Source organism: Achromobacter sp. JD417, assembly GCF_041879325.1.
GTDB lineage: Bacteria > Pseudomonadota > Gammaproteobacteria > Burkholderiales > Burkholderiaceae_B > Achromobacter > Achromobacter mucicolens.
Genome location: NZ_CP087159.1, coordinates 4565705 through 4589387, shown reverse-complemented (window position 1 = coordinate 4589387; position 23683 = coordinate 4565705). Strand labels below are relative to the sequence as shown.

General features: G+C 58.5%; 26 protein-coding genes. 20 read left to right on the top strand and 6 right to left on the bottom strand.

Annotated features, from left to right (window positions below):
* Window positions 1-38: 38 nt before the first annotated feature.
* Complete coding sequence (locus tag LN047_RS21220; RefSeq protein WP_373980113.1) at window positions 39-647, bottom strand: hypothetical protein; 609 nt, start codon at window positions 645-647, stop codon at window positions 39-41.
* Between the two features lie 151 nt (window positions 648-798).
* On the opposite strand from LN047_RS21220, the gene LN047_RS21215 reads away from it, so the two are divergent.
* On the top strand, window positions 799-1095 hold the full coding sequence (locus LN047_RS21215; protein ID WP_054470940.1) for a hypothetical protein: 297 nt from the start codon (window positions 799-801) through the stop codon (window positions 1093-1095).
* Window positions 1096-1171: 76 nt separating this feature from the next.
* On the opposite strand, the gene LN047_RS21210 is transcribed toward LN047_RS21215, so the two are convergent.
* Window positions 1172-2056, bottom strand: coding sequence for a DNA adenine modification methylase (locus LN047_RS21210; protein WP_373980112.1), 885 nt, complete (start codon window positions 2054-2056; stop codon window positions 1172-1174).
* Between the two features lie 454 nt (window positions 2057-2510).
* On the opposite strand from LN047_RS21210, the gene LN047_RS21205 reads away from it, so the two are divergent.
* The 19 genes from LN047_RS21205 to LN047_RS21115 all read left to right on the top strand — a co-directional run bounded on the left by LN047_RS21205 (window position 2511) and on the right by LN047_RS21115 (window position 16486).
* The gene (locus LN047_RS21205; RefSeq protein WP_279972458.1) at window positions 2511-3020 is read left to right on the top strand and encodes a hypothetical protein; all 510 of its coding nucleotides are present in this window, start codon (window positions 2511-2513) and stop codon (window positions 3018-3020) included.
* A gap of 1878 nt (window positions 3021-4898) precedes the next feature.
* Window positions 4899-7100 carry a UvrD-helicase domain-containing protein gene (locus LN047_RS21200; RefSeq protein ID WP_373980111.1) on the top strand — a complete coding sequence of 734 codons (2202 nt, stop codon included), beginning with the start codon at window positions 4899-4901 and terminating at the stop codon, window positions 7098-7100.
* A gap of 380 nt (window positions 7101-7480) precedes the next feature.
* Window positions 7481-7804, top strand: a complete 324-nt coding sequence (locus LN047_RS21195; RefSeq protein WP_054470945.1) for a hypothetical protein — start codon at window positions 7481-7483, stop codon at window positions 7802-7804.
* On the top strand, window positions 7779-8081 hold the full coding sequence (locus tag LN047_RS21190; protein ID WP_131728189.1) for a hypothetical protein: 303 nt from the start codon (window positions 7779-7781) through the stop codon (window positions 8079-8081). The genes LN047_RS21195 and LN047_RS21190 overlap by 26 nt, the downstream gene beginning before the upstream one ends.
* Before the next feature lie 160 nt (window positions 8082-8241).
* Window positions 8242-9285, top strand: a complete 1044-nt coding sequence (locus LN047_RS21185) for a hypothetical protein (RefSeq protein WP_373980110.1) — start codon at window positions 8242-8244, stop codon at window positions 9283-9285.
* Between the two features lie 318 nt (window positions 9286-9603).
* Window positions 9604-10020: a hypothetical protein gene (locus LN047_RS21180; RefSeq protein ID WP_373980109.1), complete on the top strand. Its 417-nt coding sequence runs from the start codon at window positions 9604-9606 to the stop codon at window positions 10018-10020.
* Window positions 10020-10334, top strand: a complete 315-nt coding sequence (locus LN047_RS21175) for a hypothetical protein (protein WP_092578880.1) — start codon at window positions 10020-10022, stop codon at window positions 10332-10334. Before LN047_RS21180 ends, LN047_RS21175 begins: the two co-directional genes overlap by 1 nt.
* A 2-nt stretch (window positions 10335-10336) precedes the next feature.
* Window positions 10337-10564, top strand: coding sequence for a hypothetical protein (locus LN047_RS21170; protein ID WP_076515793.1), 228 nt, complete (start codon window positions 10337-10339; stop codon window positions 10562-10564).
* Between the two features lie 64 nt (window positions 10565-10628).
* Complete coding sequence (locus tag LN047_RS21165) at window positions 10629-11096, top strand: hypothetical protein (protein ID WP_076515791.1); 468 nt, start codon at window positions 10629-10631, stop codon at window positions 11094-11096.
* 10 nt (window positions 11097-11106) lie between these two features.
* Entirely contained in the window at window positions 11107-11337 is a 231-nt protein-coding gene (locus tag LN047_RS21160; protein ID WP_373980108.1) for a hypothetical protein, read from the top strand.
* A gap of 16 nt (window positions 11338-11353) precedes the next feature.
* Window positions 11354-11614 carry a hypothetical protein gene (locus LN047_RS21155; protein ID WP_373980107.1) on the top strand — a complete coding sequence of 87 codons (261 nt, stop codon included), beginning with the start codon at window positions 11354-11356 and terminating at the stop codon, window positions 11612-11614.
* Between the two features lie 16 nt (window positions 11615-11630).
* Complete coding sequence (locus tag LN047_RS21150; RefSeq protein WP_241137740.1) at window positions 11631-12095, top strand: hypothetical protein; 465 nt, start codon at window positions 11631-11633, stop codon at window positions 12093-12095.
* 98 nt (window positions 12096-12193) lie between these two features.
* Window positions 12194-12841 (top strand): hypothetical protein, encoded by a 648-nt coding sequence (locus LN047_RS21145; RefSeq protein ID WP_373980106.1) that lies wholly within the window; start codon window positions 12194-12196, stop codon window positions 12839-12841.
* Entirely contained in the window at window positions 12834-13079 is a 246-nt protein-coding gene (locus LN047_RS21140; RefSeq protein ID WP_156902720.1) for a hypothetical protein, read from the top strand. The genes LN047_RS21145 and LN047_RS21140 overlap by 8 nt, the downstream gene beginning before the upstream one ends.
* A 157-nt stretch (window positions 13080-13236) precedes the next feature.
* On the top strand, window positions 13237-13641 hold the full coding sequence (locus LN047_RS21135) for a hypothetical protein (RefSeq protein WP_373980105.1): 405 nt from the start codon (window positions 13237-13239) through the stop codon (window positions 13639-13641).
* Between the two features lie 10 nt (window positions 13642-13651).
* Window positions 13652-14569, top strand: a complete 918-nt coding sequence (locus LN047_RS21130; RefSeq protein ID WP_373980104.1) for a DNA cytosine methyltransferase — start codon at window positions 13652-13654, stop codon at window positions 14567-14569.
* Between the two features lie 158 nt (window positions 14570-14727).
* Entirely contained in the window at window positions 14728-15273 is a 546-nt protein-coding gene (locus LN047_RS21125) for a hypothetical protein (RefSeq protein WP_315138509.1), read from the top strand.
* On the top strand, window positions 15270-16178 hold the full coding sequence (locus LN047_RS21120; RefSeq protein WP_373980103.1) for a recombination-associated protein RdgC: 909 nt from the start codon (window positions 15270-15272) through the stop codon (window positions 16176-16178). The genes LN047_RS21125 and LN047_RS21120 overlap by 4 nt, the downstream gene beginning before the upstream one ends.
* 59 nt (window positions 16179-16237) lie before the next feature.
* Entirely contained in the window at window positions 16238-16486 is a 249-nt protein-coding gene (locus LN047_RS21115) for a helix-turn-helix transcriptional regulator (protein ID WP_076515777.1), read from the top strand.
* A 260-nt stretch (window positions 16487-16746) separates the two neighbouring features.
* Here LN047_RS21115 and LN047_RS21110 read toward each other — a convergent pair whose 3' ends face one another.
* The 4 genes from LN047_RS21110 to LN047_RS21095 form a co-directional block, all read right to left on the bottom strand.
* A complete protein-coding gene (locus LN047_RS21110; protein WP_373980102.1) occupies window positions 16747-17844 on the bottom strand; it encodes a glycosyltransferase family 4 protein in 1098 nt (365 codons plus the stop codon).
* A 91-nt stretch (window positions 17845-17935) separates the two neighbouring features.
* Entirely contained in the window at window positions 17936-19255 is a 1320-nt protein-coding gene (locus LN047_RS21105; protein WP_373982168.1) for an ArnT family glycosyltransferase, read from the bottom strand.
* Window positions 19256-19364: 109 nt separating this feature from the next.
* Window positions 19365-20432 carry a glycosyltransferase family 2 protein gene (locus LN047_RS21100; RefSeq protein ID WP_373980101.1) on the bottom strand — a complete coding sequence of 356 codons (1068 nt, stop codon included), beginning with the start codon at window positions 20430-20432 and terminating at the stop codon, window positions 19365-19367.
* 99 nt (window positions 20433-20531) lie between these two features.
* Window positions 20532-23681 carry a CusA/CzcA family heavy metal efflux RND transporter gene (locus LN047_RS21095; RefSeq protein ID WP_373980100.1) on the bottom strand — a complete coding sequence of 1050 codons (3150 nt, stop codon included), beginning with the start codon at window positions 23679-23681 and terminating at the stop codon, window positions 20532-20534.
* Window positions 23682-23683: the final 2 nt, after the last annotated feature.

Below are 23683 nucleotides of genomic sequence, written 5' to 3'. Positions count from 1 at the left end.
AAAAAAGCCGACATCCAGGGGATGTCGGTATGTGCTGCTTATTGCCTCATGCGTTTAGCAAGATCCTCTTGAAATGCCTTTCGGCTGTCGTGCGCGTCGCTTCGAAACTGACCAGTCTTGGCTGCGATATCTTTGTCGCGGCCAAGCGCGGTGGTGACGAGAATGACAAGAAAAACTGCGACAAGCACGAGTCCTACTACCATGCCAAACTTCTTTTGCAAGGTATCGACCTTCGTGTTCGCGGTCTCTGCATGTAACCGCTGTGCATCAGCGTGCAGCCTTTGGGTCTCCGCGGCGATGCGCGGAACTTCTGCTACAAGACGAGATGCGTCTGCGCGGTGCTTCTGGCCTTCCTCGACCAGTTTGTTCGCCTCGGCGGTGTACTTCTTAGCAAGGGACGACCTGGCTTCGTCGACGAGGTCTTCTCGGGCGCGGGCCCGAGCGAGTGCGCTCTCGTCATCCTCCGGTTCTTTTGACGCCCGCGTTGATGCACGCGCCTTGCCGCCAAACGCAGACTCCGCGCCCACTTCAGTCACTGAACCGTGATGGAATCCCTCGGCTTCGGACGAAGCGAAGGATCCGTCCAAGGCAAACTCCCGCTGGGGGTCGATCTCTCGCTCTATGCTCACGTCCTTTGTCGCGCTCATTGGGCTCTCCTGTATTGTCGAATGTTACATCGGCGATATCCTAGTGGTCCTAAGTGATCGGCATCTGAAGGTGGCAGCGGGGTTACAGTTGTTGGTGTGCCCAGCGGCCAGCAAGGTCTACAATCGGTGAAAATTCTGTTAGGAGGCCCATGTGGCTACCGTGCTGAAGTACGTCGTGCGGAACGGTGCGACGTCGGAGGGTGTCGCGCGCGAGGTGCACCGATTGGTGGCTGACCTTGAAAGCCGGCACGCGACTGTATCGGTCGTCCCCCTTCCGAACAGTGACCTGGGAACTGGCGAAGTAGGCTACCTCATCATTGGAGCAGGGGATGCCGCAGCTCGTGCGCCTGAGTCTGATCGAGCGGAGGGGCTTCTTCCTCCTGACTTGCGTCATATGACGGGCGACAAGCTCGTTGACGACCTCATCGCTGCCGATATTTTCAGGTAAGTTTGCTCGTAGTTCCTTTGTGGTCCGGTACAGACAAAAAAATGCCTACTGACAAGTGTCAGTAGGCATTTGCCATTTAGGCGAGCTGATATACGCCGAGGGAGACGCGGACGAAAAACCGTTCGTCCTGGAGAACTTGGCGCACCTTCGCCTTCCAGTGGACATTCTCGCGGGACATCGCATAGGGCTCCATGGCCGCGTAGATCTGATCCAGTGGAACGGGCGAGCGACCGTGGAGCGCGCGCCGGACCGCGGATCGCCACGTCGCAGCAACGATGTTGTCGACCCGTCGTTGAATGCGGACGAGCATACTGAACGCACGGACGCCGGCTTTCCTAAACACCAACAGTTTTTCGTGGCCGATCCGCACGAAGGAATTCGCGTAGTGTTTTCGGTCGCTGCTGCATTGGTGCTGGAGCTTAATGATCTCGTCCACTAGCCGGCCTGGTGCGATGCGTTCAACGAGCGAGGATAGGTTGTAGTAGCGTCCCTCTCGCCGTAGATTTCCCATCAGCACGCCGTAGTGTCCATTTGGAGCGCATGCGTCGTGGATGTTCATCAACGATACCGCCAGGGCTTCGGTGAAATCCGGCAAAGTCATTCGGCTCATATCGCTCGGGTGTGGCACATTCCCCCACTGCGAGCCGCTGTAGTGGATCATGTCCCAGTACGGAGGATGCCACCACACTGCTGCCGCATCTTCGCCCAGAAAGGCGCGGAAGTCGTCCCGGAGCAGATCAAAGCCTTGATGCAGGTCGGTGCCCTTGAAACGCACGCGCAACTCGGCAGCCACGTGCGCGCTCGTGCCGCTGCCGATGCTCGGATCGGCAAACAGTCCATCCAGCCTTGGAAGGTAAGTTTCAACGAAATCCTTGATGACGTGTCCTGAGCAGTTTCCGCGATAACGGCTATTGCCGTAGCTTCCTCTGTCCGGATAAGAGCAAACGGACGTTTTGAACATGAGTGATACCTCGACAAAATGGGTTGGGTTGGAATCCGATCCCAGCCAAGTCGAAGACATCTCGCGGTGGAGCGTCTGAGTTCCCTAGAGCGCCGCTCTCGGGGCGCCAAGCGCAGTGGCCCGAGAGCGGGAGTTTCGGGCGTAATCATGGCGTCGTTGACCCGGGGGGGGGACCCCGTCCCGCCGGTGAAGCAGGAGGGGGTGACACCCCTTTGGCGGTGTTGACCGTCGGGTTCTGCTGAGGCCGAGTCATGAGGTGACGATCACATTGGCCAATGGTCATTAGTCATACTGCAATGGGAATTTCCTGCGGCAAATTCGCGGCCGGAATTTCGGGTCCGGGGGTTCCCAACACCCCGGTGAGGATGGCTAAATATTGCTTGGGAAAGGTGCTAGTACGGGAACGAGGGGGTCACAGTTTGCTTAACCTAGTAGGGACCCGAGGGTCCGTCAGATGAATACGTACCGAACAGCCGCCGACAACGCTGCGCAGCGGGTCGAAGACATGAGACAAGTGATCGTCCGCATAGATGATGCCCTGCGCAGGCTGGACCAACTGCTGGACGCCTTGCAGCCGGCGTTGCCCGGGAAGCTTCGCGTCGAATGGCGACTCGTGGGTGTCAGGGGGGAGGGCGAGGATAGAAGGACGTTGACGCCCCAGGTTGTTAAATGGCTGCGCAAGAACAACGAGAGCGTTTGGTGGTCGGTCGCGTTGCGGAAAGGGACTGCTTCCCGAAGCCGGCGCCGGTCCAAGGACTTCGAGGCCAATTCAGAAGCGGTGTCCAAGGTATGTCAGGAGGTCGATCGATTACTCGACAAGCGCGCGAGGATAGGAACATTGCTGCAACGCTTCTCCTCTGGGGTTGGCGGGTTGTTGCCAGCCACATTGCATTGGCTCGACGAAATGGAGTCCATGCTGGATAAGATCCAGCGTCCCGCAGCAAATCCCCAGTCAAAGGGCTAGGCCTGAGGTGATGCCAACGGCGCATCAGTAGCTGGCCGGGCCTGCCCTCGTCGTGCTGGTCAACGGCGCCTGAGTTCTCTCCAGCTTTCACCACTTCAAATCCCCTAGCAAATTCCCTGGCAAATGCCCGCCTCTGCGAGGGTCAAAGGGCCTTGGCTCTTATGGGCGATTCTTCAGTGGTCTCTGCCGCGGAGAGGATGCGCACGTACGGATGCCTGGCTACGCTGACTCCCAACTACGCGACGTCCATACACACAGCGCAGGCATTCTCTACCCATATGCTGATCGCTAGAGCTACCCATACCCCCACACAAGGGCACCACTCAGCGGCGCAGCGCTTTGATGGGGGTAGGCAGGTGCAGGCGGACACCGCTGCTTGGCCACAGCCTACTGTCACGGCTCTACTGGCCTAGCCAAGGGCCTTGGCTTCCCCTTCAGCTTAGCGGCCCTATACGTTATGCTGTGCCAGCAGTCATCTGGCTATCCACCATTGATCACTGTCGTCTGTTAACGGCTTTCAGGCGGCTAGGCGTCACAGTGGCATCCCAGGGCATGCGTCCCGCTGCACGTGGGATACGCTGTTGCTGGATTGGATCGTGCCTCGGCAGTGGCGATACCTTCCGCCCCTTGCTCCTCTCCCGTCTTCCCTAGAAGTTCCCATTTTGGATTGCACATTCCAAAAGCTGGTTCTTGCCTGCTCGTCTTGGCCTCATGGGGATAATAGGTTATACCTACCCCGGGCCAACCTACTTCATTGTGCAAATGCGCTTCTTGGCGTCCTGTAGTCAGGTTTCCCTTGCCCGGCAAGGGGAAAAGATTTCTCTCGGCCCTGGACCTGCTTTTTTTGCCCGGTGCTCCCTGTTTTGCACTTGCGCGGGTTGGCGACAATTGTTTGTGCATCGAAATCGATTTAAGGCGTCGTCGGGGAAGGGGGTATGCAACCCCTTGGGCGTGCGCGGAACGCCCCACCAGGCTTGCGATATCCGCTTTGGCGGGCGTTTGAGCGGGGGGGCTCGGGGTTTGGGCGGTCCACCGGCATCACGGGCACGTCGACGGCGCGAAGCGGCGTTGACACTGGCGTAGCCAGTCAAGATATGGGATTGGGATTGGTAATGGGATTGGGAGCTTTGCCTCGGGTTCGAGCTCGGATTTCAGCAAAAACCCGGATTGAACCTGCCGCTATCCCAGGACAAACCGGCTGGGTTTTTTGCTGGGTTTTTGATCGGGTATTTGAAGCGGGAAGAGGCATGGATGAGGGCGCTTGATTGGCCTCTGGCGCATTCGTGAAAGCCGCTGGGATAGTTTTCGAAACCCACTGGGTTTTTTACGCAAGGCTGGAGGAGGTAGTGATTGGAATGCGGGAAGCCGGTGTTCCTGCGGGTTTGGAGTAGGTATCCAGACGGATACCCGGGTGAAACCCAAACAAAACCCACCGGGTTTTTTACGAGGGGGCGCGCGTAGCGCCTGAAGGATCGGACGTGGGCGAGGCGGCCCATTTGGACATCAAAACAACCCAGCAATAACCCGCCGGGTTTACAGGAGGCAATGTTGATTTGGTTGGAACTCAGCGCAGCTGCGCTTGCCCTTGTGGCTATTTGCGCCGGGGGCGCGTACTTCTGGAAGGATCGCACCCGGAAAGAGCCTCAGCGGGTCGAAAAGCGAACTGCGCCGCGAGCGCAACCTTTGGCGGGGAGTTTGGGAGGGGAGCGGGGCGCACAGTCGCCTACGCCGATCGTCGCTCCTGTGGTGCCTCCTCCTCCTCCTCCTCCTCCACCCCCGAGCTTGTTGGCAGCCGAAAGGCAGCGCGAAATACGGGCTGAACTCAGTCACCGACTCGAACGAGCAGGCCGAGCCCTCCCCTCGGATGAGCAATGGAAGATGATCCTTACGCCATCGACATGCGTGCGCGTGGCGGCCGGGGCTGGCTCTGGGAAGTCGACGACGCTTGCGCTACGCGTCATCGTGCTTCGCTATTACCTGGGGGCGGCCTGGGACGAGATCACGGTCGTCACGTTCACGAACAAGTCGCGAGACGATTTCATCAAAAAGCTGCTTTCTAATGCCCAGCTTTTCGAGCCAACCATCAGCAAGCGGCTGATCGAAGCGAGGGTACGCACCTTTCACTCGCTCGCGTTCCGCCAGGCGCGGGCGGCAGGCCTGAACGTCAACACCGCGGACCGGATACCGAAAAAATCCCCTGTCAAAGACCCGCACATGCTGGACGGCGCCGGCGAACCGGGGGCGCCTACTGATGATGAGGACTCGCCAGATACGCCGTTCGCGCCCATCGCCAAGCTCGATGAATTGCCGGTTTTGCCCGAGATTTTGCGTGAGGTGGGCGGCAAGTTGCTGGATGCTGACGCGGCCTTCAAACAGGCGGTCATCGGGCTTGAAAGGGCCTTTCTGTTCGCACAGCCCAGAGCCGGGGAGGCTGAAAAGCGGGTGCCGCGTGTCAAGCTCAACCAAGCGCGCGATGAGGCCCGGACGCAAGAAATTTACGAACTATGGTGCGAGAAATACCGCTCCGAGCTCGATGCAAGCGGAATTGCGTTCAAGGTCGAACCGTTTTACTTGGGTAGAAACCCAGCATATGCCCGAGCAAATCCGGCCATAGGCCCCTGGTACTCCAACGCGACTGTGCCCAGCCTGGCGGCCCCAGGCCAGCCGGCCCCGCGCGTAATTCTCGGGATACCACGAGAAGTGGCTGAGCTTAAGCCGCCCCGACGATTCTCAACCGGGGGCGACACGATGGCCATGGCCGTGACTTCCGCTTTTAAGGTTGGATATCTGCAAGATATCCCGGCGACGATGCCCATAATCTGGATCTCAGAGCCCGCTCAGCTGGCGCACCTTGCCGAGCAAGTCCGATACTCCTTAGGAGCGTTCCACGGCTTCCCACAGTTTCAGGTGCAGCTTGAAGGGGAGTTCCAACCTCGCTGGGTGTTGGAGGCATTCTGGGCAGAGGCTCAGTTCATTCAATGCCTCGGGCTCGATGTCGCAAAGACCTGCGTCAAAATTGCGCCCGCGCTCAAAGGCGTGGACAGGCTGTTCGTGGACGGGCTGGCCCGTTTCTGGCCCGCGTTTACGGAGGAAGTTCATGCGAACGGCATGACGACGACGGGCGAGGTGTTTGCGCAGCTTGGGGGCGCCGCAGGCATGGCGCGGCTGCCAGCGGACGCCTTGCGTAACTCCCGTCATCTTTTGATCGACGAGTTTCAGGACATCTCCTTGAATTTCGTGAAGTGGATCCGCGCTCTCCGCGATCGACAGCTGGCGACCGACCGGAGTTCGAATCCGAAGCTGCCCAGCTCGTTTATGGTCGTGGGCGATGACTACCAATCGATTTATGGCTGGCGTGGAGCGTCGCCCAACTTCTTCATCGACTTCGCAAAGTACTTCTCGCCAGGGTTCGAGCCGAGCCAGCTTGTCTTGTTGGCGAACTATCGTTCATCCTCTGAAATCGTTCAGACTGCCGAGATGATGCTTGAGCGCGTTGCTTACAAACTTCGCAAGCCGCCGGCGGTCGCCAAAGGCCCGGCCAAAGACTTTGGCATGCCCGTGAGCATGACAAAGGTCGACGACGCCGCGGATTATCGCGCTCTCGCTGGGCTGGGTGCGGACGGTATGGTGATGGCGAGAACGAACACAGTCCTCGATGAAGTCAAGCCCCGCACCCCACGTTGCCAGTACCTCACCATTCATGGCGCCAAGGGCCTGGAGGCCGAGCATGCCGCGATACTGGGCGACGTTTCCGCTCCTGCTCCGCATCCCATTCGCACCCAGTTGTACAAGCTGGCGGGATTGGGTGATTACGATCAATCGCAGCGAGACGAAGCGCGTAGGCTGGTCTACGTTGCGATCACGCGTGCCATGCACACGGTGAACTGGGCGGTCGCTAATCCGCGCCAGGGCAGCCTGTTTGAGGAGCTCGACGGGCTCCTTCAAGCCCGTTCCAAAGCCCCGATCAAATCCTCTGCTTCAAACCCCGGGCAAACGCTCGATCAAGCGAGTGCTAGCCTGGCGCAGGCTCGCGCCCATCTCGAACGAGCGGGCGTCAATACTGGAAATGGAGGGCATTGATGAGCGCGACGACAGCACAGGAGACGGAAGGCTTCGTGCGCATCAAGTACCAGCGCACAGCTGCGGTGGCCGCAGGGGGCGGCAGCGGTGGCACCAGGCCAAGCTTTGTGTCCATGGACAAACTGCTTTTTGACGTTCTTGTCCGCTTAGTTGGCACCGAGGCCGCGGCGAGAGCGAAGATCAAGGCCTGGGCAAAAGAAGAGTCTGGTCGATTCGCGCCGGGGGGCGCTTCGGTGTCCAGGATGGTCCAGCAGAGGGTATATGCCCTCATGCTCACGCGTCTCCCCGCGCGAGGGGCGTAGTTACAAGCGCTGGCGGACAATGGCCATGAGGATCCTCATAATAGGCAATAGTTGCCTATATATAGCGAGGGTGTTTTCATGGCCAATATCAGGTATTTCTACGACCACGGCGCAGATACTGTCGCGTTGCAAGGACGCGGAATGTTCGGCATGCCCAATGCCGAGTTCGCTGCCAAGTTTCCGGGCGTCAAGGGAATCCGTTATGACGGCTTTTCGATGCGGGTTGCATATGCCGTCGCCGGGGGCGGTGACCCGCTGCCGGTAACCCGCATGATCGAATACAAGGCTTTCCCGTCGCGCCATGAGTGCGATGCGCGGTGCATGACCGCCCGAGGAAAGGTCATGCGCTGCGAGTGCTCATGCGGTGGGAAGAATCATGGCAAAGGCATGTTCTCTCGATGACGCGCGGGTGGAGGCGCTGCGCGTGCGCCGCCACATTCTCAGTACGGGCACCCAGCTGGCCTACATCGTGCAATGCGCCGGGCGCTCGTATGCATTCGACGTGACCGATGAATGCGTCTGCCGACCGCGTGAAGTGTCGCCTCCCTATGCCACCCGGTTCGCGCGGGACATGGCGAAGGCGATCGCGGCTCGTATGAACGACGGACGAAACCATCGCGGCATTGCCGTCAACGCAGTGCAAGCGCTGGATGCATTCCTATCCCGGCCTAGTGCATAGCGGCGGGCCACTTCACAGCGCAAACCGACATGCGCTTTGCGCTATGCACATTGCCCAAGCGCAGCGAAACAAACGAGTATCCAGGTAGGCAACCATTGCCTATATCATTTCACTGTACCGGCGTGCTACGCCGAACAGATGCAACTCACCTGGAGGTCATATGTCGCAATTGGGTTTTGATCTTGGTGCTGCCGAAGAAGTCTTTCGCGCAGCCGCTCCCGGAACGTGGCTGGGGGAAGTTCTGCCCCTGGAAGACGCGATTGTCCGGCTGGAGCAGGTCGTCGCGCAGGGGTTCAATGACATTCCTCAGGCGGTCCGCGCAATGTACGCAGAAGGGGTGGAATGCCTGCTAAGCGAGCTTCGCCGCGAAGACGCTGTGTTCGGCCTCCTGTGCCGTGATCGCTCGCCCGCAATTCCCCTGGACGCGGCAGAAGATGCGATAGCCACCTTCGAAGAGCATTGTCGCGCGGTGATGGCGCAGCCGGGAGCGCACCCCCGCCAGTGCGCGAAAAGCCGCTTTGCAAGGCACTACAGCACCACGGCGTTGCATTGCGACGGATTCGGCAGCCTTGTGCTGACCCGCTGGGGCGAGACTCGCCATGAACTGGTGTTCCACATGGGGCGCTCTTTGGTCTTCCTTGATAGCTACCGCGACCACCTGCAACGCCACAAAGTGCCCATGCAGATATGGGCCCCCGCGTATAGCGCGGACAAGATCGCCTACAGCCCTAAGGGGCCGGCGGGCGTGGCGACCTTCAATTACGGCGGGCGAGGGTACGTCAACGACGGGATGTTCCACTGCGGGGAATACAGCGAATGCGAGGGATGGTCCTTCGTGCCGCTGTCGCAATGGCAAGGCGAGACCTTCACCTATGAGGAGCAATGCCGTGCCTGGGATTCTGGGGCGCTGGAGCGGGGAGACCGGCGGGGCCTTGTCGTCAGCGTAAGGGGCGTCAAATGCGTTCTCGACGGAGCTTTGGTCTTCTTTGACGACACCGGCTCCTACAGCCTTGCGCGTGCTATCGCCGAGAGCGCATCCGACGAGGACGACGGTGAGGACTATCCGGACGACGATGAAGAGGGCGACTTCGACGAGGAGGAAGAGGATTCTCCGCGCCAAGGGGAGGATGCCACGCGCGAGGATTGCGCAGCGCCGCGCAAGGAAGAAGAGCAAAACTCTGATCTCTTGCTCTGCTTGATGTGATGGCGCGGGGGCGGAGGTGCCCCCGACCGAGCCTGCCGCCGTCGACCCCTTTTCCTCTTGCCCGGTGGGTACGTGTGCGCCCTAACGTGCCCACGAGCAAATTCGCCCCATGGTCGCCACGGGTACGGCACCGCGCAAAAGGAAAGGCAGCGGCCAGCTGCGACCGCGTGCCGGGGTAAGTAACACTTTGCGGTCATGGTAGGCAATAGATGCCTATATAATGTTTGGGAGGTTTAAATAAACCATCGTCAAATGTTAATTTTTCGGCGGGTTGCCTGTAGGTCGCCCGCTGGCATCCCGCCCACAGGAGCATCCGCCATGATCCTTATCTCGACACTTCGAAAGATGCGAAACAAGCCCGTGTTTGTGGTGACCGTCCCGGCGCATACCCGCCAGGTCGGCAGCCTCGCGCCGGTCAATGTTGCAAAGGTCCGCGATGGTTTCGCTACGAAGAGCCAAGCCGATAAGGTCGCTTCGGATAACGACCCGCGCCAGTGGGGGGCGGCTGAGTTTCCAGTGGTCGCGCGCATGCCGGCTCATGAATACGCTGCCAGCTGCGGCTTGCCGCTCCCGGGAGCCGCCATGGGCGGCGGCTTGGACGCCGCGCTGGCCGAGCTGATCGAGCGTGTGGCAAGCGGGGAAGAGTTTCCGGACGCATGCGGTCGTGCCGCGTCCCGGTTCGCTGTTTGCTACGACGCGCTGCGCGCAGCCTACGACGAACGAGAGGAAGCCTGATGGACCGGAACGCAGAAGTCCAGAAGATGGCGTCGCAGTTTGGCCTCGATGCGAACGCCCTTCATCACCTTGTGGCTTTCCTCCGCGCAAGTCACGCTCGCCATAGGGAAAGCGGAGAGATCCCGGACGCGATGAGCGCTGCGGAGCAAGAGGCGTACATCCGTGCGGGCGTGGTCGCGTGGCGAGATCACACCAGCGCGCTCCTAGAGGAGCTGCGCGACGGCCAGAGCGATCGCGCCAAGGCTTTCCGCGCCGAGCTCGTCGTCGGGGTCTATGACTCCATTCGCAGCAACATCCGAAATCCGCAGGGCTGACTATGAACTCAGACAAAGCCGAAGGCCGCGCCGTCACGGCGCGCAAGAAGGCGGCCCTAGTCGCTGCCAAGAAGCTCGATGCGGCGGCGGATGCGGTCAGTGCTTTTGCGCTGGCGTGCGCGATGTGCGCCGATGCGTCCTCGCCCCGTGGAGACGACGACGGCCGTCGTCTGCTCGCGCAGAACATGCGCGAGTACGCGGGCCACCTGAGTAGCGCTTACGACAAATAGCACGGCCTTCGGGTGCCAAGGTGTTTGTGATCGCTTCTAGCGGTATTGGCAGAAAGGAAAAATCATGGTGATTGAAAAAGGCAGTAACGGTCGCTGGTTCGTCGATGGGGAGCCGGTAGTGGTACAGACCACCCGTTATCCAGACGGACTGATGTACCAAAGCGCAAACATCCCGGACGAGGATGTAGAGGCGCTCATCAAAATGCACACCTTCGTGGGCGTCCAGAATCAGCATGGCGAGCGCGTGGAGCTTTCGTTTGACATGGACGGCTGGTCATTGTTGGTAGAGGACGTAGGTGAGCAGCAGGACGATGGAGGGAGCAGGATCGAGACCGAGGACCGTATAGGCGGCACCTACCGCGAGGACGTGCCCGGCGGGATGTTCGGCGACCGTCTCAATCGCGATCGCCGGTATTGGCTGGCATGGGCGACAGTGTCCCGGGAAACTCAAGGCGATTGTCTGCCCGGGATCATGGACGACTTCGGCTCGCTCGTGCCCGTCCCGTCGCCTCGTCGTCAAGCTCAGCTTTAAAGGAAAGGCCGTGTCTACCGCATACGAGCTCTTGATGTCCTGCCCCGACGACCAGATCACGCGAATGAAGTTGGTATGGAAGGCCGTCGCGGCCGGTGAATGGAAAGAAGCGGCTCATCATCTGCGCAATGCTGCCAGCGAAGGCGAGTCTTCCTGGCACGGCCATTGTGGCGAGTTGGCCGGACAGTACGACCGCAAGGTTTCCATGCAAAGGGTCCCCGGCCTGGACAACCAGGCCTGACAGAGAAGGAATGACCATGGACGTAAAAGTTAGGCGCACCTACCGCGCAAAGCGGCCCGCCGAAAGTGGCGGACTGGTAAACGATCGCACGGTTCAGTGGATCGGATCCGTTGGGCAAGTGCAGTACGACGGGCCTGCCGTGCGGCGCGGCAGTCGATACCCCATCGTCAGCCGCGCGGCGTTCGAGGCGTGGGCCGATCGCGACGTCACCAATGAGTTGCCCACCGGCGAGTATCAGGATTGGGCCGACTATCGCGCTTCCCAGCCTTCGGCTTAGCTCAGGAGCTTCGTGCATGAACAAGATCAAACCATATACCTGGATCGTCCGTTTTGATGTGGCCCCCGAATGGGTTGCGGACGGGTTCAACCTCACCGACGAACGAGCGCTCCTGTTGCTCGCTGGTGACCTGCGGCATGCCGACAGCAGCTTCGAGCTCGCAGCGCGCGTGCTGGCTGCGCCTGCCCCCCTGCGAATTGCACGCGAACAAGGCTATGGACCGAAGCACAACGGTGCAGGAGGGGCAGTGGCCGAGATTATGAGCGGTGCGCCTCACGCGTATTCGGATGTCCGGAATCGCTCTGATGTAACGGTGGACAACGCCATAAGCGCAGCTATCGATTTGCTCAATAGCGTTGCCTTTGTGCGTGATGAGAACGACAACACTGGGGCGATCCTTGCAAAGCTGCGGGACGCGCGGGCTCTACTGCGCGGAGACGATCCGATCTCGGAAATCCAATGGCGTCCTGTGCAGGACTAGCCGCGTAAAGCTGGGATGCCGGAGAACTGGGGGCGCTTCGCCGCCTTTCGGAATCAACACCTTGGGAGAGCGATTTGCAAACGAGTTTGGATAGTTCGATGTCTGCGCTTCGGCGGCGTCTGGCGCAGGCGGAACTGAAGCTGGCCATAGCAAAGAAGGAAGCGACACAAGCCCAGCGGAAAGAGGATCGAGCGAGCGAAGTGGTTCGCGCGGTGCAGGAGGAAATCGCGTGGGCGCAGCTGCGGCAATGGGGCAGTACGCCGGATCTGGCCGAGCTTATGAGGTCGGATGGAACAGGCGGCATGGTCTTCTACAAGGCACTCAGCGCCATCGCAGAGTCGTGGGGACTACATGTCTTCGGGACTTGGAGTGACACAAAACAACTTGTCCTTAGCTTCGGGCTGAACCGTGCAGAGCAAGGGGCCGTTGAGCGCTTGGAAAAGGCCATCAATTACTTCGCGCCCGCCATGACGCGCATAAAGGGAGGGTGGGTGCGATTCTCGGTGAGCCATCCGCAGCCCGAGGCGTGCGCGTGGGAACTGCGTTATGCGCCGAAGAGCGGGTGTGCGCGGCTTGCCCGTCTCGTGTATGGAGCTGATGACAGCGTTCTGGATTTCGCTTCGCTACGTGGAGCGCTGGAGTACGTTGAACAGAACCTCTGGCTGGAGGACATCATCGATGCACCACCGACAGCTGCCCTGGAGTACGTCATAGCTGCGGAAGGGGATGGAGGGCGGCATGGATGACCGCAAGTTGGGCCCGGTTCACTTCGCGGGGGCGCTCACCAATGGCTGGCTGCGCCACACCTGCCGGTTCAAGGTCGTCGACCTTGGTCCGGGTGGTACCCAGAGCCGCGAAGTGGTCTACAGGGCCGATTTTCTTGAACAGGCTCAGGAGGCGTATATCGCGACCTGCGAGGCGGCTGGGATTGTGCATGGCACCTTGCGCATCTTCCGGTGTGCTGATTGGGCCGCATACGCGTAAACGATTTCGGTACACAGTCCTCGCGATGACCCTATTGCCGCGCGATGCCTGTTACAGGCTATGGTCTTGGTAGGCAATTGTTGCCTATATAATGACAGGGTGATTTAAATAAAGACACGAAGAATGTAAGGTCTGTGCCGCGACCCTGGAGAAAGTAATGCTTGAATCCGCAACGACCATCCCTGCTTGCCTAGATTCCCTGCTGAACGTGCAGCGCCAATGGGTGAACGATCAACTCTGCAATAACGACGTTTCGAGCGACGAGGAGATGTCGCAGTTCTTGCAGGCCGAGGTGGGCTTGAACACCGACCAAGTGAAGTCTGTCATGGCCTATCGCGACAGTGCCTTGGCGGACCCCTTTTTTCAGCTGTTTCCGTTCGAGAAGGTGACCGAGTTCGCGGGTTGTGCGGCGCGAATTGGCGAGCCGGTTTCCAAGGGACTCTTTCGGGTGGAGGTCGGTCATCGCATCTGGGTCGACGCGGCCGCTGAGGATGCTGAACGAGCTCGCGAAGTGGTCCAGGGTGCGGGCTATGCCGTGCGTTCCGTGCGTGTCGCTGTTTGAGGTGACGATCATGGAGACCGCGATCGACTGCTTCGCAGGAATGGGGGGAAACACAGAGGGGGCGCGCATGGCTGGCATCAAGGTCACTTGGTGCGCCAACCACTGGCGTTCCGCTGTGGATACTCATGCAGCCAATCACCCGGAAGCAGCGCATATCTGCCAGGACGTTCACCAGGCCGACTGGACCAAGGCTCCGGCGCACGACCTTTTCATGGCCTCGCCTGCGTGTACGGGGCACACACCTGCACGGGGTAAGGACAAGCCGCATCACGACGCAGCGCGAGCCACGGCATGGGCCGTAGTGTCGGCCGTCGAATGCCATCGGCCGCCTTTCGTTCTAGTGGAGAACGTACCCGCCTTCGCACAATGGGCTCTGTATCCCGCGTGGTGCGCCGCCATGGCCGCACTGGGCTATACGTTGTCACCGATGATTTGGGACGCCGCGGACTGTGGTGTGCCGCAGCATCGAAAGCGTCTTCTGATCGTGGGGACGCGCAGTCGACATCCCATCAAGCTGAAGTCCCCGAAACGCGAGCATCGTGCGATCGGCGAGGTGATTGACTTCGAAGCGGGAAGCTGGTCGCTCATCCAGCGTCCTGGGCGGTCAGAAAAAACTCTCGACCGAGTTCGTAACGCAAGACACGCTTTCGGCGAGCGATTCGTGATGCCCTACTACGGATCCGGGTCGGGATTGACCGGGCGCTCGCTCGATCGCCCCTTGGGCACTGTCACCACTCGCGCACGTTGGGCGGTAGTGGACGGGGATAGGATGCGCATGCTCACGATTGCTGAGAACAGAGCGGCCATGGGCTTCAAAAAGAGCTACATCCTTCCAGCGAATCAAGCGGTGGCTCTGCACATGCTTGGAAATGCGAATCCGCCGCCTATGGCGTTCGAAGCGATATCCGCGCTGCGGAGGGCTGCCTGAGTAAATACCCGGGGGCGCAAGTTGAAGGCTGGCCTCCCCGGGCCTGGGCCGCTTCAGTGGCCAGAAACACTCTTTCTTTGCTCGGTTTCGCCTGATTGAGGGGCGACGTGCCGCAGTCGCGGTGAAACCGGTGGATCTTTGTGCGTGGAGGAAAAAACGTGAAACTCACCAAAGCAAGTTGGACCTCCTTCGATTTCATTCACGGGGTGGAGTTGATTGGCGTAGGCCAGTCGCAGATTCTGACGTCGATAAAGCGCTTGTCGCGCATCGAGGGCTTCGCTCTGATGTGGAGTTTGCGATTGATATACCGTGATTGCGATGCTGCGTCGATCGGACGGCTTCGTGGCGTGCTTCACGTGCCGCTGGACCATTGCATGCGCGAGGTTGGAGCGCGTCATTTCCGCTTCGTTGCGCCATCGACCTACGTCTATTTGTCGGGGCTGTTGGCGGCGTGGAGGCGCGCGGGAGTGGAGTCGATGTACGTGGCATACCGGGAGCACGACGGACGCGGGCGCATGCTTGAATTGATGGCGAGGTTGGCAGAGCTCCACGGCGTCGGGGTATGTGCGGCTGAATCGAGGCAGCGCACTCTAGCCACCAGGACCGCATGGCGGCGCGGGCATTGGCTCTTCTGGTACGTGCGCGCAGTTTGGAGCGAAGCGCGGTCGACTCAGCGAGTATCGCAACCTGGACGCGTTCGATGAACCATATCTTCTTCAAGAATGCCCATCTTTACAGAGCGCAGGAAGACATCGCCAGTTCCACCGAAGTACTGGAGGAGCAGCTCGGCCGGCAGGCCTTCGCGATGCCTGAAAGCGGGCGTGAAGGGCGAGGTTGGCTTCGCGCTGGCGCGGGCAAAAGTAGGGCCCGTGACGTGGGGGGCAACTGGCTTATACGTATGAGGACGGCTAAACGAATCCTACCTCCCGCTGTGGTGAAGCAGCGTGTTAAGGAGGTCTCAGCATTGATCGAGCATCGCCAAGGGTACAAGCCTGGGCGGAGACAGTTGAAGGACATCAAGGACCGTGTGCTGGAGGAGCTTCTTCCGAAGGCGTTTCTTCAAATGCGCGATACCGATGTATGGATCGATCGCCGTAATGGTTGGCTGGTTGTCGATACTGCTTCTTCGAAGCGCGCGGATGAGGTGTTGTCGCTTCTCAGCAAGACTGTCGACCCGTTTGCTGTCGAGCCGTTGCAAGTCCAGACCGCGCCAGGTCTGGCAATGACAGAGTGGGTTCTCGAAGGGGAGGCACCCCATGGGTTCTCGATTGATCAGGATGCAGAGCTGCGATCGCGGGGGCGCGGCCAGGGCGCAATTCGATGGGTGCGGCATTCAATCGAGACCGTCGACGCCAGAAGGCACATCGAGCAAGGCAAGCAATGCACGCAGCTGGCGATGACGTGGGCCGATAAAATCTCGTTCATGTTGACCGAGGATCTGACTTTGCGCCGCCTGCGGGCCCTGGATGTTCTTAAGAAGGATCTGCCCTCTGATGGGCGGGACGATGAAGAGATGTTCGACGCGAGCTTTGCTTTAATGGCGGGCGAGTTAGCAGGATTGCTCGCCGCATTGACGAATTGTTTGGACCGCTGCGACTTCGAAGACTGAAGCTGGCGCGGCCTACAAAAGTCTGGTCATCTCGGCCCCGGATATCGCGAGGAAAGTACATGAAGCAGGATAATGATGCAGTGCTGGTTTCCAGTCCCAACGTGGAGCGCCACAATCCAGATCCCAACTATCTGCGGCGGTTATTGGACGAGGCAGGTTTGAGCCAGCAAGAGGCCGCGCGACGTCTCGGGGTGTCGGTGCGGATGATGCGCTACTACTTGGCAGAGGACGAAGGGAAGCCGGCGCCTTATCTCGTCCAATTTGGACTTGAAGCGCTCGCGGCGACAGGACGTAAATCACATTCCTAAGCGTCGCCTTGGCTCCGGCAACGGTGCACCGCCGGGTAGGTGCGTATTCCGGTTGAACTGACCACCTGTGCCGATTGCGGCTGACCAAGCTGCTGGTCGTGACCGGCTGAGTTCGGCCATGAGCGGTCGATCAGGAGTTGCTAGCTCGTGCGCGCACCTCCCTCGCCACGACGCCATTAAGCATCACTAGCGCATCGCCCTTGCCGCCCGCCAGGACTAGAGTCAGTCCGGAGTGATCCGTGAGGATCCTAACTCCAATATCACCGACCAACACCAGCTTTGTTCGGCGCCCGGTTCAGCCAGCCAAGATAGGCATCCTCCATAGCCTCAGCCATTGTCGCCGCACTGAACCTTTCCCGGAGCAGAAAGTTCGCTCGTCCAGCGATGCCAAAGCGGTTGCGCAGTCTGCTGTCTACGATCAGCTTACCGATTACCGAACGGAGTATCAGCCGATCAAAAGGCAGTACAACATATCCCGAAACACCGTTTTCGATGACTTCCGGTAAACAACCAACTGCCGTAGCAACAACTGGTACACCGCACGCTGATGCTTCGACAAACGTGGATCCCGATACCTCATACTCCGGTACCATTGCGTAAATATCAACCGCGATTAACAGGTCACGAACGCAAAAGAAGGAATCTGGAAAGTGGATTCTTCCCATCAACCCAATTTCGAGCGCACGTCTCCTTAGTTGGCCGAGTCGGGGCTCATGGAGGCCACTAAGCACTAGGTGAACTGCTGGGTGAACCTCCATCAATGAGTAAATCGCCTCGACGAGAATTCGAAGCCCTTGCGCATCCCGATCGTCGGCAACGTTTCCAATGACAATCGCATCTTCGGGAATGCCGAGTTCTTGGCGCATCGAAGGCGCCACTGGGTTGTGACACTGGACATCCAGGCCTGTAGGAATAGTCCGCACACGCTGCTCGATATGCCCGCGATCGAGGTATCGCTGGCGCTGGTAAGTGCTTACGGTAATCACACGATCGCTCACCACGTTGCGGAGTCGCGGAACGCGCTGCCGACTTTCCCGGTGATGTGTTCTCACCACCAATCGTGTACGCGCTATGCGCGCGAACAGCGCTGCGCGCAGATCATCTGCCACCGAATGAGTGTTGACGACGTCAAAGTCTCCTCCACGCACTATCCCGCCGATGCGAAACGGAATCATTGCAGAAGCAATCAGCCCATCCACCTCAATGTAGTGCGTTGTAAGGCCGTGATTTAGGGACCGCCGCCCTAGCTCAGACCTTGCTGCACAAACAACCTCGAGCATATGGCCGCGCTCACGCATAGCGAGCATTTCGTTGAGGATACGCAACTCTTTGCCAGTGAAGCCGCTGGACAGGCTCACGTGCAGAACCCGCAGACGAGACCGTGGGCGGGACCCGACGGGCTCACGACCAAGAAGCGCAAAGGTGCGCTGATATAGCGCTTTCAAAGCCTTAGCCATTTATTCTGTAAAGCGTATAGCGACGACTTTTATAGATCGACACCAACCGCTCTCTAACGCTTCCCTCGATTGAAGACTCCTTTCCCTTTGGAATTGCCACGAAAGCATATGCGCCCTTCGCCAAGGACAGCTTTTCCAACTCGCCTGGAACAATTAGCTCTGCCGTGCCGTCCGAATAGAAACGCGCGGAGAAAGGACGGCTATGCACAAAGTAGAGCTTCTGACCTTCGCTCATTTGAGACTTGGCGACGGCCACTAATTGCTTCTCCGTTTTTAGCTTGGTAGGCGCCATGAGCGAGACCAGCCCGAGCCAAATTGCCGCTATCGGCACCAAAGCACCCGTGACAGCCAAGAACCGGACTAGACGCGGCGCCACTCCTGCAGGGATTAGTCCTTTGGCGAGCATTGCAAGAAGCAGCGCAAAAGCTGGCAGGCTGGGCAACACATACGTCCAAAGTATGTTTCCAGAAAAGGTGAAGAAAACCGGAGCGGCAACGGCCCACAGCGCCAAGTACCCGAAAACCGGCGACCGACAAACTTGAAGCGCCCGTGCCCTGCGAGAGGCATTAGCGACTATCCATACACCTAGTAGAATCCCGCCCCAGCCCCATGGGAACGAAGCTAGTAGCCATTCCCCCCAAATGCTGCCCAAGGGTCGCTCATGCGCAGTACCGTACAGATCTCCCTGCCAACCCGCGTCTACGAATCGCAGGAAGTGCTCACCTACTAAAAAGTATTGAAGAAATCCGGGGGTCTTTATCTCCGCGCCGATGTACCAAGGAACCGTCAGCGCGAGCATCACCAACGTGCCTTTGAACCAAGGAAGAGCGGTCAGGTGCGCCATACGATCGCGGCAAAGCGCAAGCCAAGGAACGAGGACTATCCCCACTAGGACGAATGCGAGTGGCCCTTTCGACAACAGACCAATCGCCATGCCCACGAAAAAGCCATAGCGCCAGAGAGGTGTAAGTGCTGTCGGCGCGACAAGGAACGCCAACATTGAATAGGTGATCCCTAGCGCAAAGAAGGAATCCGTGAGCACCGCGCCGGCCGCGGCGAGCGGTAGGAGCATGGAAGACAGTATGAGCGTGGTCCACCGTGCCGCCTGTCGATCGACCAAGATAGCCGTCGCACGGTAGAGCATTGCTACGAGCGCAACCATCGCAAGGAATGAGGGGAATCGAACCGCGAACTCGGACTTACCAAGGAGCCTTATCCCCATCGCTTGGCTCCAGAATGAGAGCGGTGGCTTTCCCCAGAATGGAACTCCAGGTTCGAACCAAGGAGTGATCCAATCTCCGGTTTCCACCATCAGTCTCGCTATCTCAGCGTATCTCGGCTCTGACGTGTCGATTAGCGGCATCGCAGCCATTGAAAAAAGCCGAGCGATGGCGATGGCCGCCAGCCCCAAGAAAAACCATTTAGCCCTCGACTGCATTTTCCGCTCGAATCCCGATGTAGCGTGAGGCCATCTCGGTGCCTTGCTCGATCACATCGCGCACTATGAAGATTGGACGCTGCTTCGTCTCCATGTACCCCTTGCCAACGTATTCGCCCAATAGCCCAATCGTCAGAAGCTGAATTCCACTTAAGAGGGTGATCATGGCTGTTAGTGATGGATAGCCAGGCACATCATGACCGAAAACGATAGTTTTAAAAATTATCCAGAGGCCGAACGTGCCACCTATCAATGCAACAACCGCTCCTATGCCTGTTGCCCACCGCAGCGGAGCGGTCGAGAATGAGGTGATGCCCTCAAGGGCGAGACCGAATAGCGCAAAGTAATTCCATTTGGTCTTGCCGGCGGCCCTGGGCGCGCGGTCATAATCGATAACTTTGGTCGGGAACCCAATCCAAGCATAGAGACCTTTCATATAGCGACACCGCTCTGGCAATTGGAGCAAGGCCTCTACCGTCCTACGGCTCATAAGCCTGAAATCGCCGGTGTCTGCGGGTATCCTCGACCGGCTCAAGCGACTCATGATTCGATAGAACGCATAAGCAGACAAACGCTTCGCGAAACCTTCACCCTCACGCTTCCGCCTGCGCATCGATACGACATCGAATCCGTCCTGCCATGCCTTGACCATTTCCGGAATTAATTCCGGAGGATCCTGCAGGTCGGCATCCAACATGATCACTGCCTCACCGCGCGCATGCGCCAGGCCAGCGCTCATCGCAGCCTCTTTCCCGAAATTCCGACTCAGGCGTACCACTCGAACTCTAGGATCTCGCTGAATCAGCGCAGTCAGGAACAACACGCTTCTGTCCGTGCTTCCGTCATCCACGAACACGATCTCATACGGTAGGACTAGCTCGCCGAGAATCTCTTTCAGCTTCGAGTGACAGATTGGCAAGACATCTTGCTCATTCAAGAACGGAATCACGATCGAGATCTGAATCGCGTTCTCCGCTCTTTTAAAGGCTTGAGCTGGGCCTGGTGGCGATGTAAACATGGGATCTAACCACTCGGTATCGAATGCTGCCAATTTACGTAAGTCCGCTCGACAAACGTCGAACCTTGTAATTACATTTCCGCAAGCTTGGAGGAGATCAAGCCCCTCCAGGCTTGCGACAGTCCAGGCTCACTAGCCGGTTAGCTCCTCCTCCTCGGCGTCTGCATGATGTACCAAGCGATAGAGCGCGGGCAGAATCAGAAGCGTCAAGAAGGTGGAGGAGATGATGCCTCCAATAACCACTGTGGCGAGCGGCCGCTGCACCTCCGCTCCTGTCCCCGTAGCGATAGCCATAGGTACGAATCCAAGCGAGGCCACGAGGGCGGTCATCAGCACGGGCCGCAAGCGAGTCAAAGCTCCTTCTCGCACCGCGGTGTACAACGGCTTCCCTTCATCTCTCAAGGAGCGAATAAAAGACAACAAAACCAAACCATTGAGAACTGCGACACCACACAGAGCAATGAATCCCACTGCAGCGGTGATTGACAACGGAATTCCCCTGATCCACAGCGCGAGGATTCCGCCTGTCAACGCGAAGGGAATACCGGTGAAGACGAGTAGACCATCCTTAACGTTTCCAAACATCGCGAACAACAAGACGAACACCAAAAGCAGGGCGACGGGGACCACAATCTGCAATCGCTTGGTAGCCGATTCAAGTTGTTCGAAAGTGCCCCCCCATGCTGTCCAGTATCCAGTCGGGACCTTGACCTGTTCAGCGATCGCCGCTTCCGCCTCGCCGACGAATGAGCCGAGGTCTCTGCCGCGAACGTTGGCGCTGACCACAATCCTTCGCTTTCCATCCTCGCGGGAGACCTGATTGGGACCAGGCGCCAAATCAAATGTCGCAACTTCAGACAACGGTATGTAGGCCGTCTGAAGCTGACCCTCACCCTTCGGTAGCGCAATCGGGAGATTTTTGAGTGCAGTGATGTTCTCGCGGACCTTTTCTGGCAGTCGAACGACGATATCGAACCTGCGGTCGCCCTGGAAGAACGTGCCCGCCTCACGACCTCCCGCCGCAATCGTCAGAGTGTCCTGGATATCCGACTGGCTTAGGCCATAGCGAGCTGCTTTAGCACGATCGATCGACACCGTCAGCATGGGAAGACCCGTGGTCTGCTCCACTTTGACTTCCGAGGCCCCTGGAATCCTTTGAAGGACCTCAGCCACCTCAGTCGCAGTGCTGTTCAATACATCGTTGTCATCACCAAATATCTTCACCGCAACATCACTACGAACGCCAGAAATCAGCTCGTTGAACCGTAGCTGAATCGGCTGCGAGAACTCGTAGTTGTTGCCCGGAATGTTCTGTGCTTCACGCTGAATCGCCTCACGCAGTTCGGCATGAGACTTCTTCGGGCTCGGCCAGTCCTTCTCGGGCTTAAGCATGATGTAGCCGTCCGAGATATTGGGGGGCATAGCGTCTGATGCGATCTCGGCAGTTCCCGTACGCGCGAACACACGCTCGATCTCGGGAAACTTCTCCTTCAAACGGGTTTCAAGCTGAACCTGCATGGCGATTGACTGCGTCAAACTTGTTCCCGGAATGCGCAATGCTTGAATCGCCATGTCTCCTTCGTTGAGACTCGGAATAAATTCGCTTCCCAAACGAGTGGCGATAAAACCGCACACAAGCAAGAACCCAAGTGCACTACCGAGCATGAGAGGCGTGCGGCGAAGTGCCAGGTCGAGGAGAGGTTCATAACGTCGGCGTGCCCAGGCCATTACCCGAATTTCTTTCTCCGACACCTTCTTCCCGATGAACATTGCCACCGCAGCGGGCACGAACGTGACCGACAAAATCATGGCGCCGAGCAATGCCATCACCACGGTGAGAGCCATCGGGTGGAACATGCGTCCCTCAACCCCGCTTAGCGCGAAAATCGGAAGGTAGACAACCATGATGATCAGCTGGCCGTACAGCAGCGGACGGCGCGCCTCGCGAGCGGCAGCGAATACTTCATGGAAGCGTTCGGAGCGAGTGAGGGGACGACCGTGATGTAGCTGTGCATGACTCAGGCGTCTGACGCAGTTCTCTACAATCACTACCGCGCCGTCGACAATGATCCCGAAATCCAGCGCGCCAAGACTCATCAGGTTGGCACTAACCTTGTAGGTCACCATTCCCGTAAACGTGAACAGCATGGATAGCGGAATCACCATCGCCGTGATGATCGCAGCGCGAATATTCCCGAGAAATACGAAAAGGATCACGATCACCAAGATCGCGCCTTCGAGAAGATTCTTCTTTACCGTAGCGATAGCTTTGTCTACGAGATTGGTGCGGTCATAGACGGTGATCGCTTCTACCCCTTCGGGCAAGTTCTTGTTTATCTCCTCTAGCTTTTTCGACACTGCCTGGGATACAGCCCGGCTGTTCTCGCCAATCAACATGAAGACGGTACCAAGGACCACCTCCTTGCCATTGTCTGTAGCGGCGCCCGTGCGAAGCTCTTTCCCGATCGAAACGTCCGCAACGTCTCGAACGCGTATGGCTTGGCCATCTCTTGCGGTCAGGACAATATCCTGAATATCGCCTATCGATCGAACTTGCCCCGGAGCACGAATCAAGTACTGCTCGCCCTTTCTTTCAATATATCCAGCTCCAACATTCGCGTTGTTTCGCTCTAGAGCGGTGATGATGTCGGTGAGCGAGAGTCCATAGGACGCCAAGCGCTCCGTATCTGGCGCTACCTGGTACTCCTTTGCGTACCCCCCGATTGAATTGACCTCGGTCACGCCTTTGACGTTCCGCAGTTGCGGCTTGATGACCCAATCTTGAATCTCGCGCAGGTCCGTTGCCGTATATGGCGATCCGTCTGCCTTCTTTGCATTAGGTGTTGCTTCAACGGTCCACAGGAAGATCTCTCCCAATCCGGTAGAAATTGGGCCCATAACAGGGGTGATCCCCTCCGGCAGGCTTTCCTTGGCCTCCTGCAGACGCTGATTGACAAGCTGACGGGCGAAGTAGATATCTGTCCCATCATCGAAAATCACTGTCGTCTGAGATAGGCCATAACGAGACAACGAGCGAGTTTGCTGCAGCCCCGGCAGACCAGCCATCACGGTCTCGATCGGATACGTGACGCGCTGCTCCGTCTCCAAAGGAGAGTATCCAGGTGCGCTCGCATTGATCTGCACCTGGACGTTAGTGATGTCCGGAACCGCATCGATGGCAAGTCGCGAATAGTTGTACACCCCAACGGCGGCCATTCCCAAGGCGATGAACAAGACAAGCCAACGTTGCTCAATGGCAAAGCGAATTAGACGTTCAAACATAT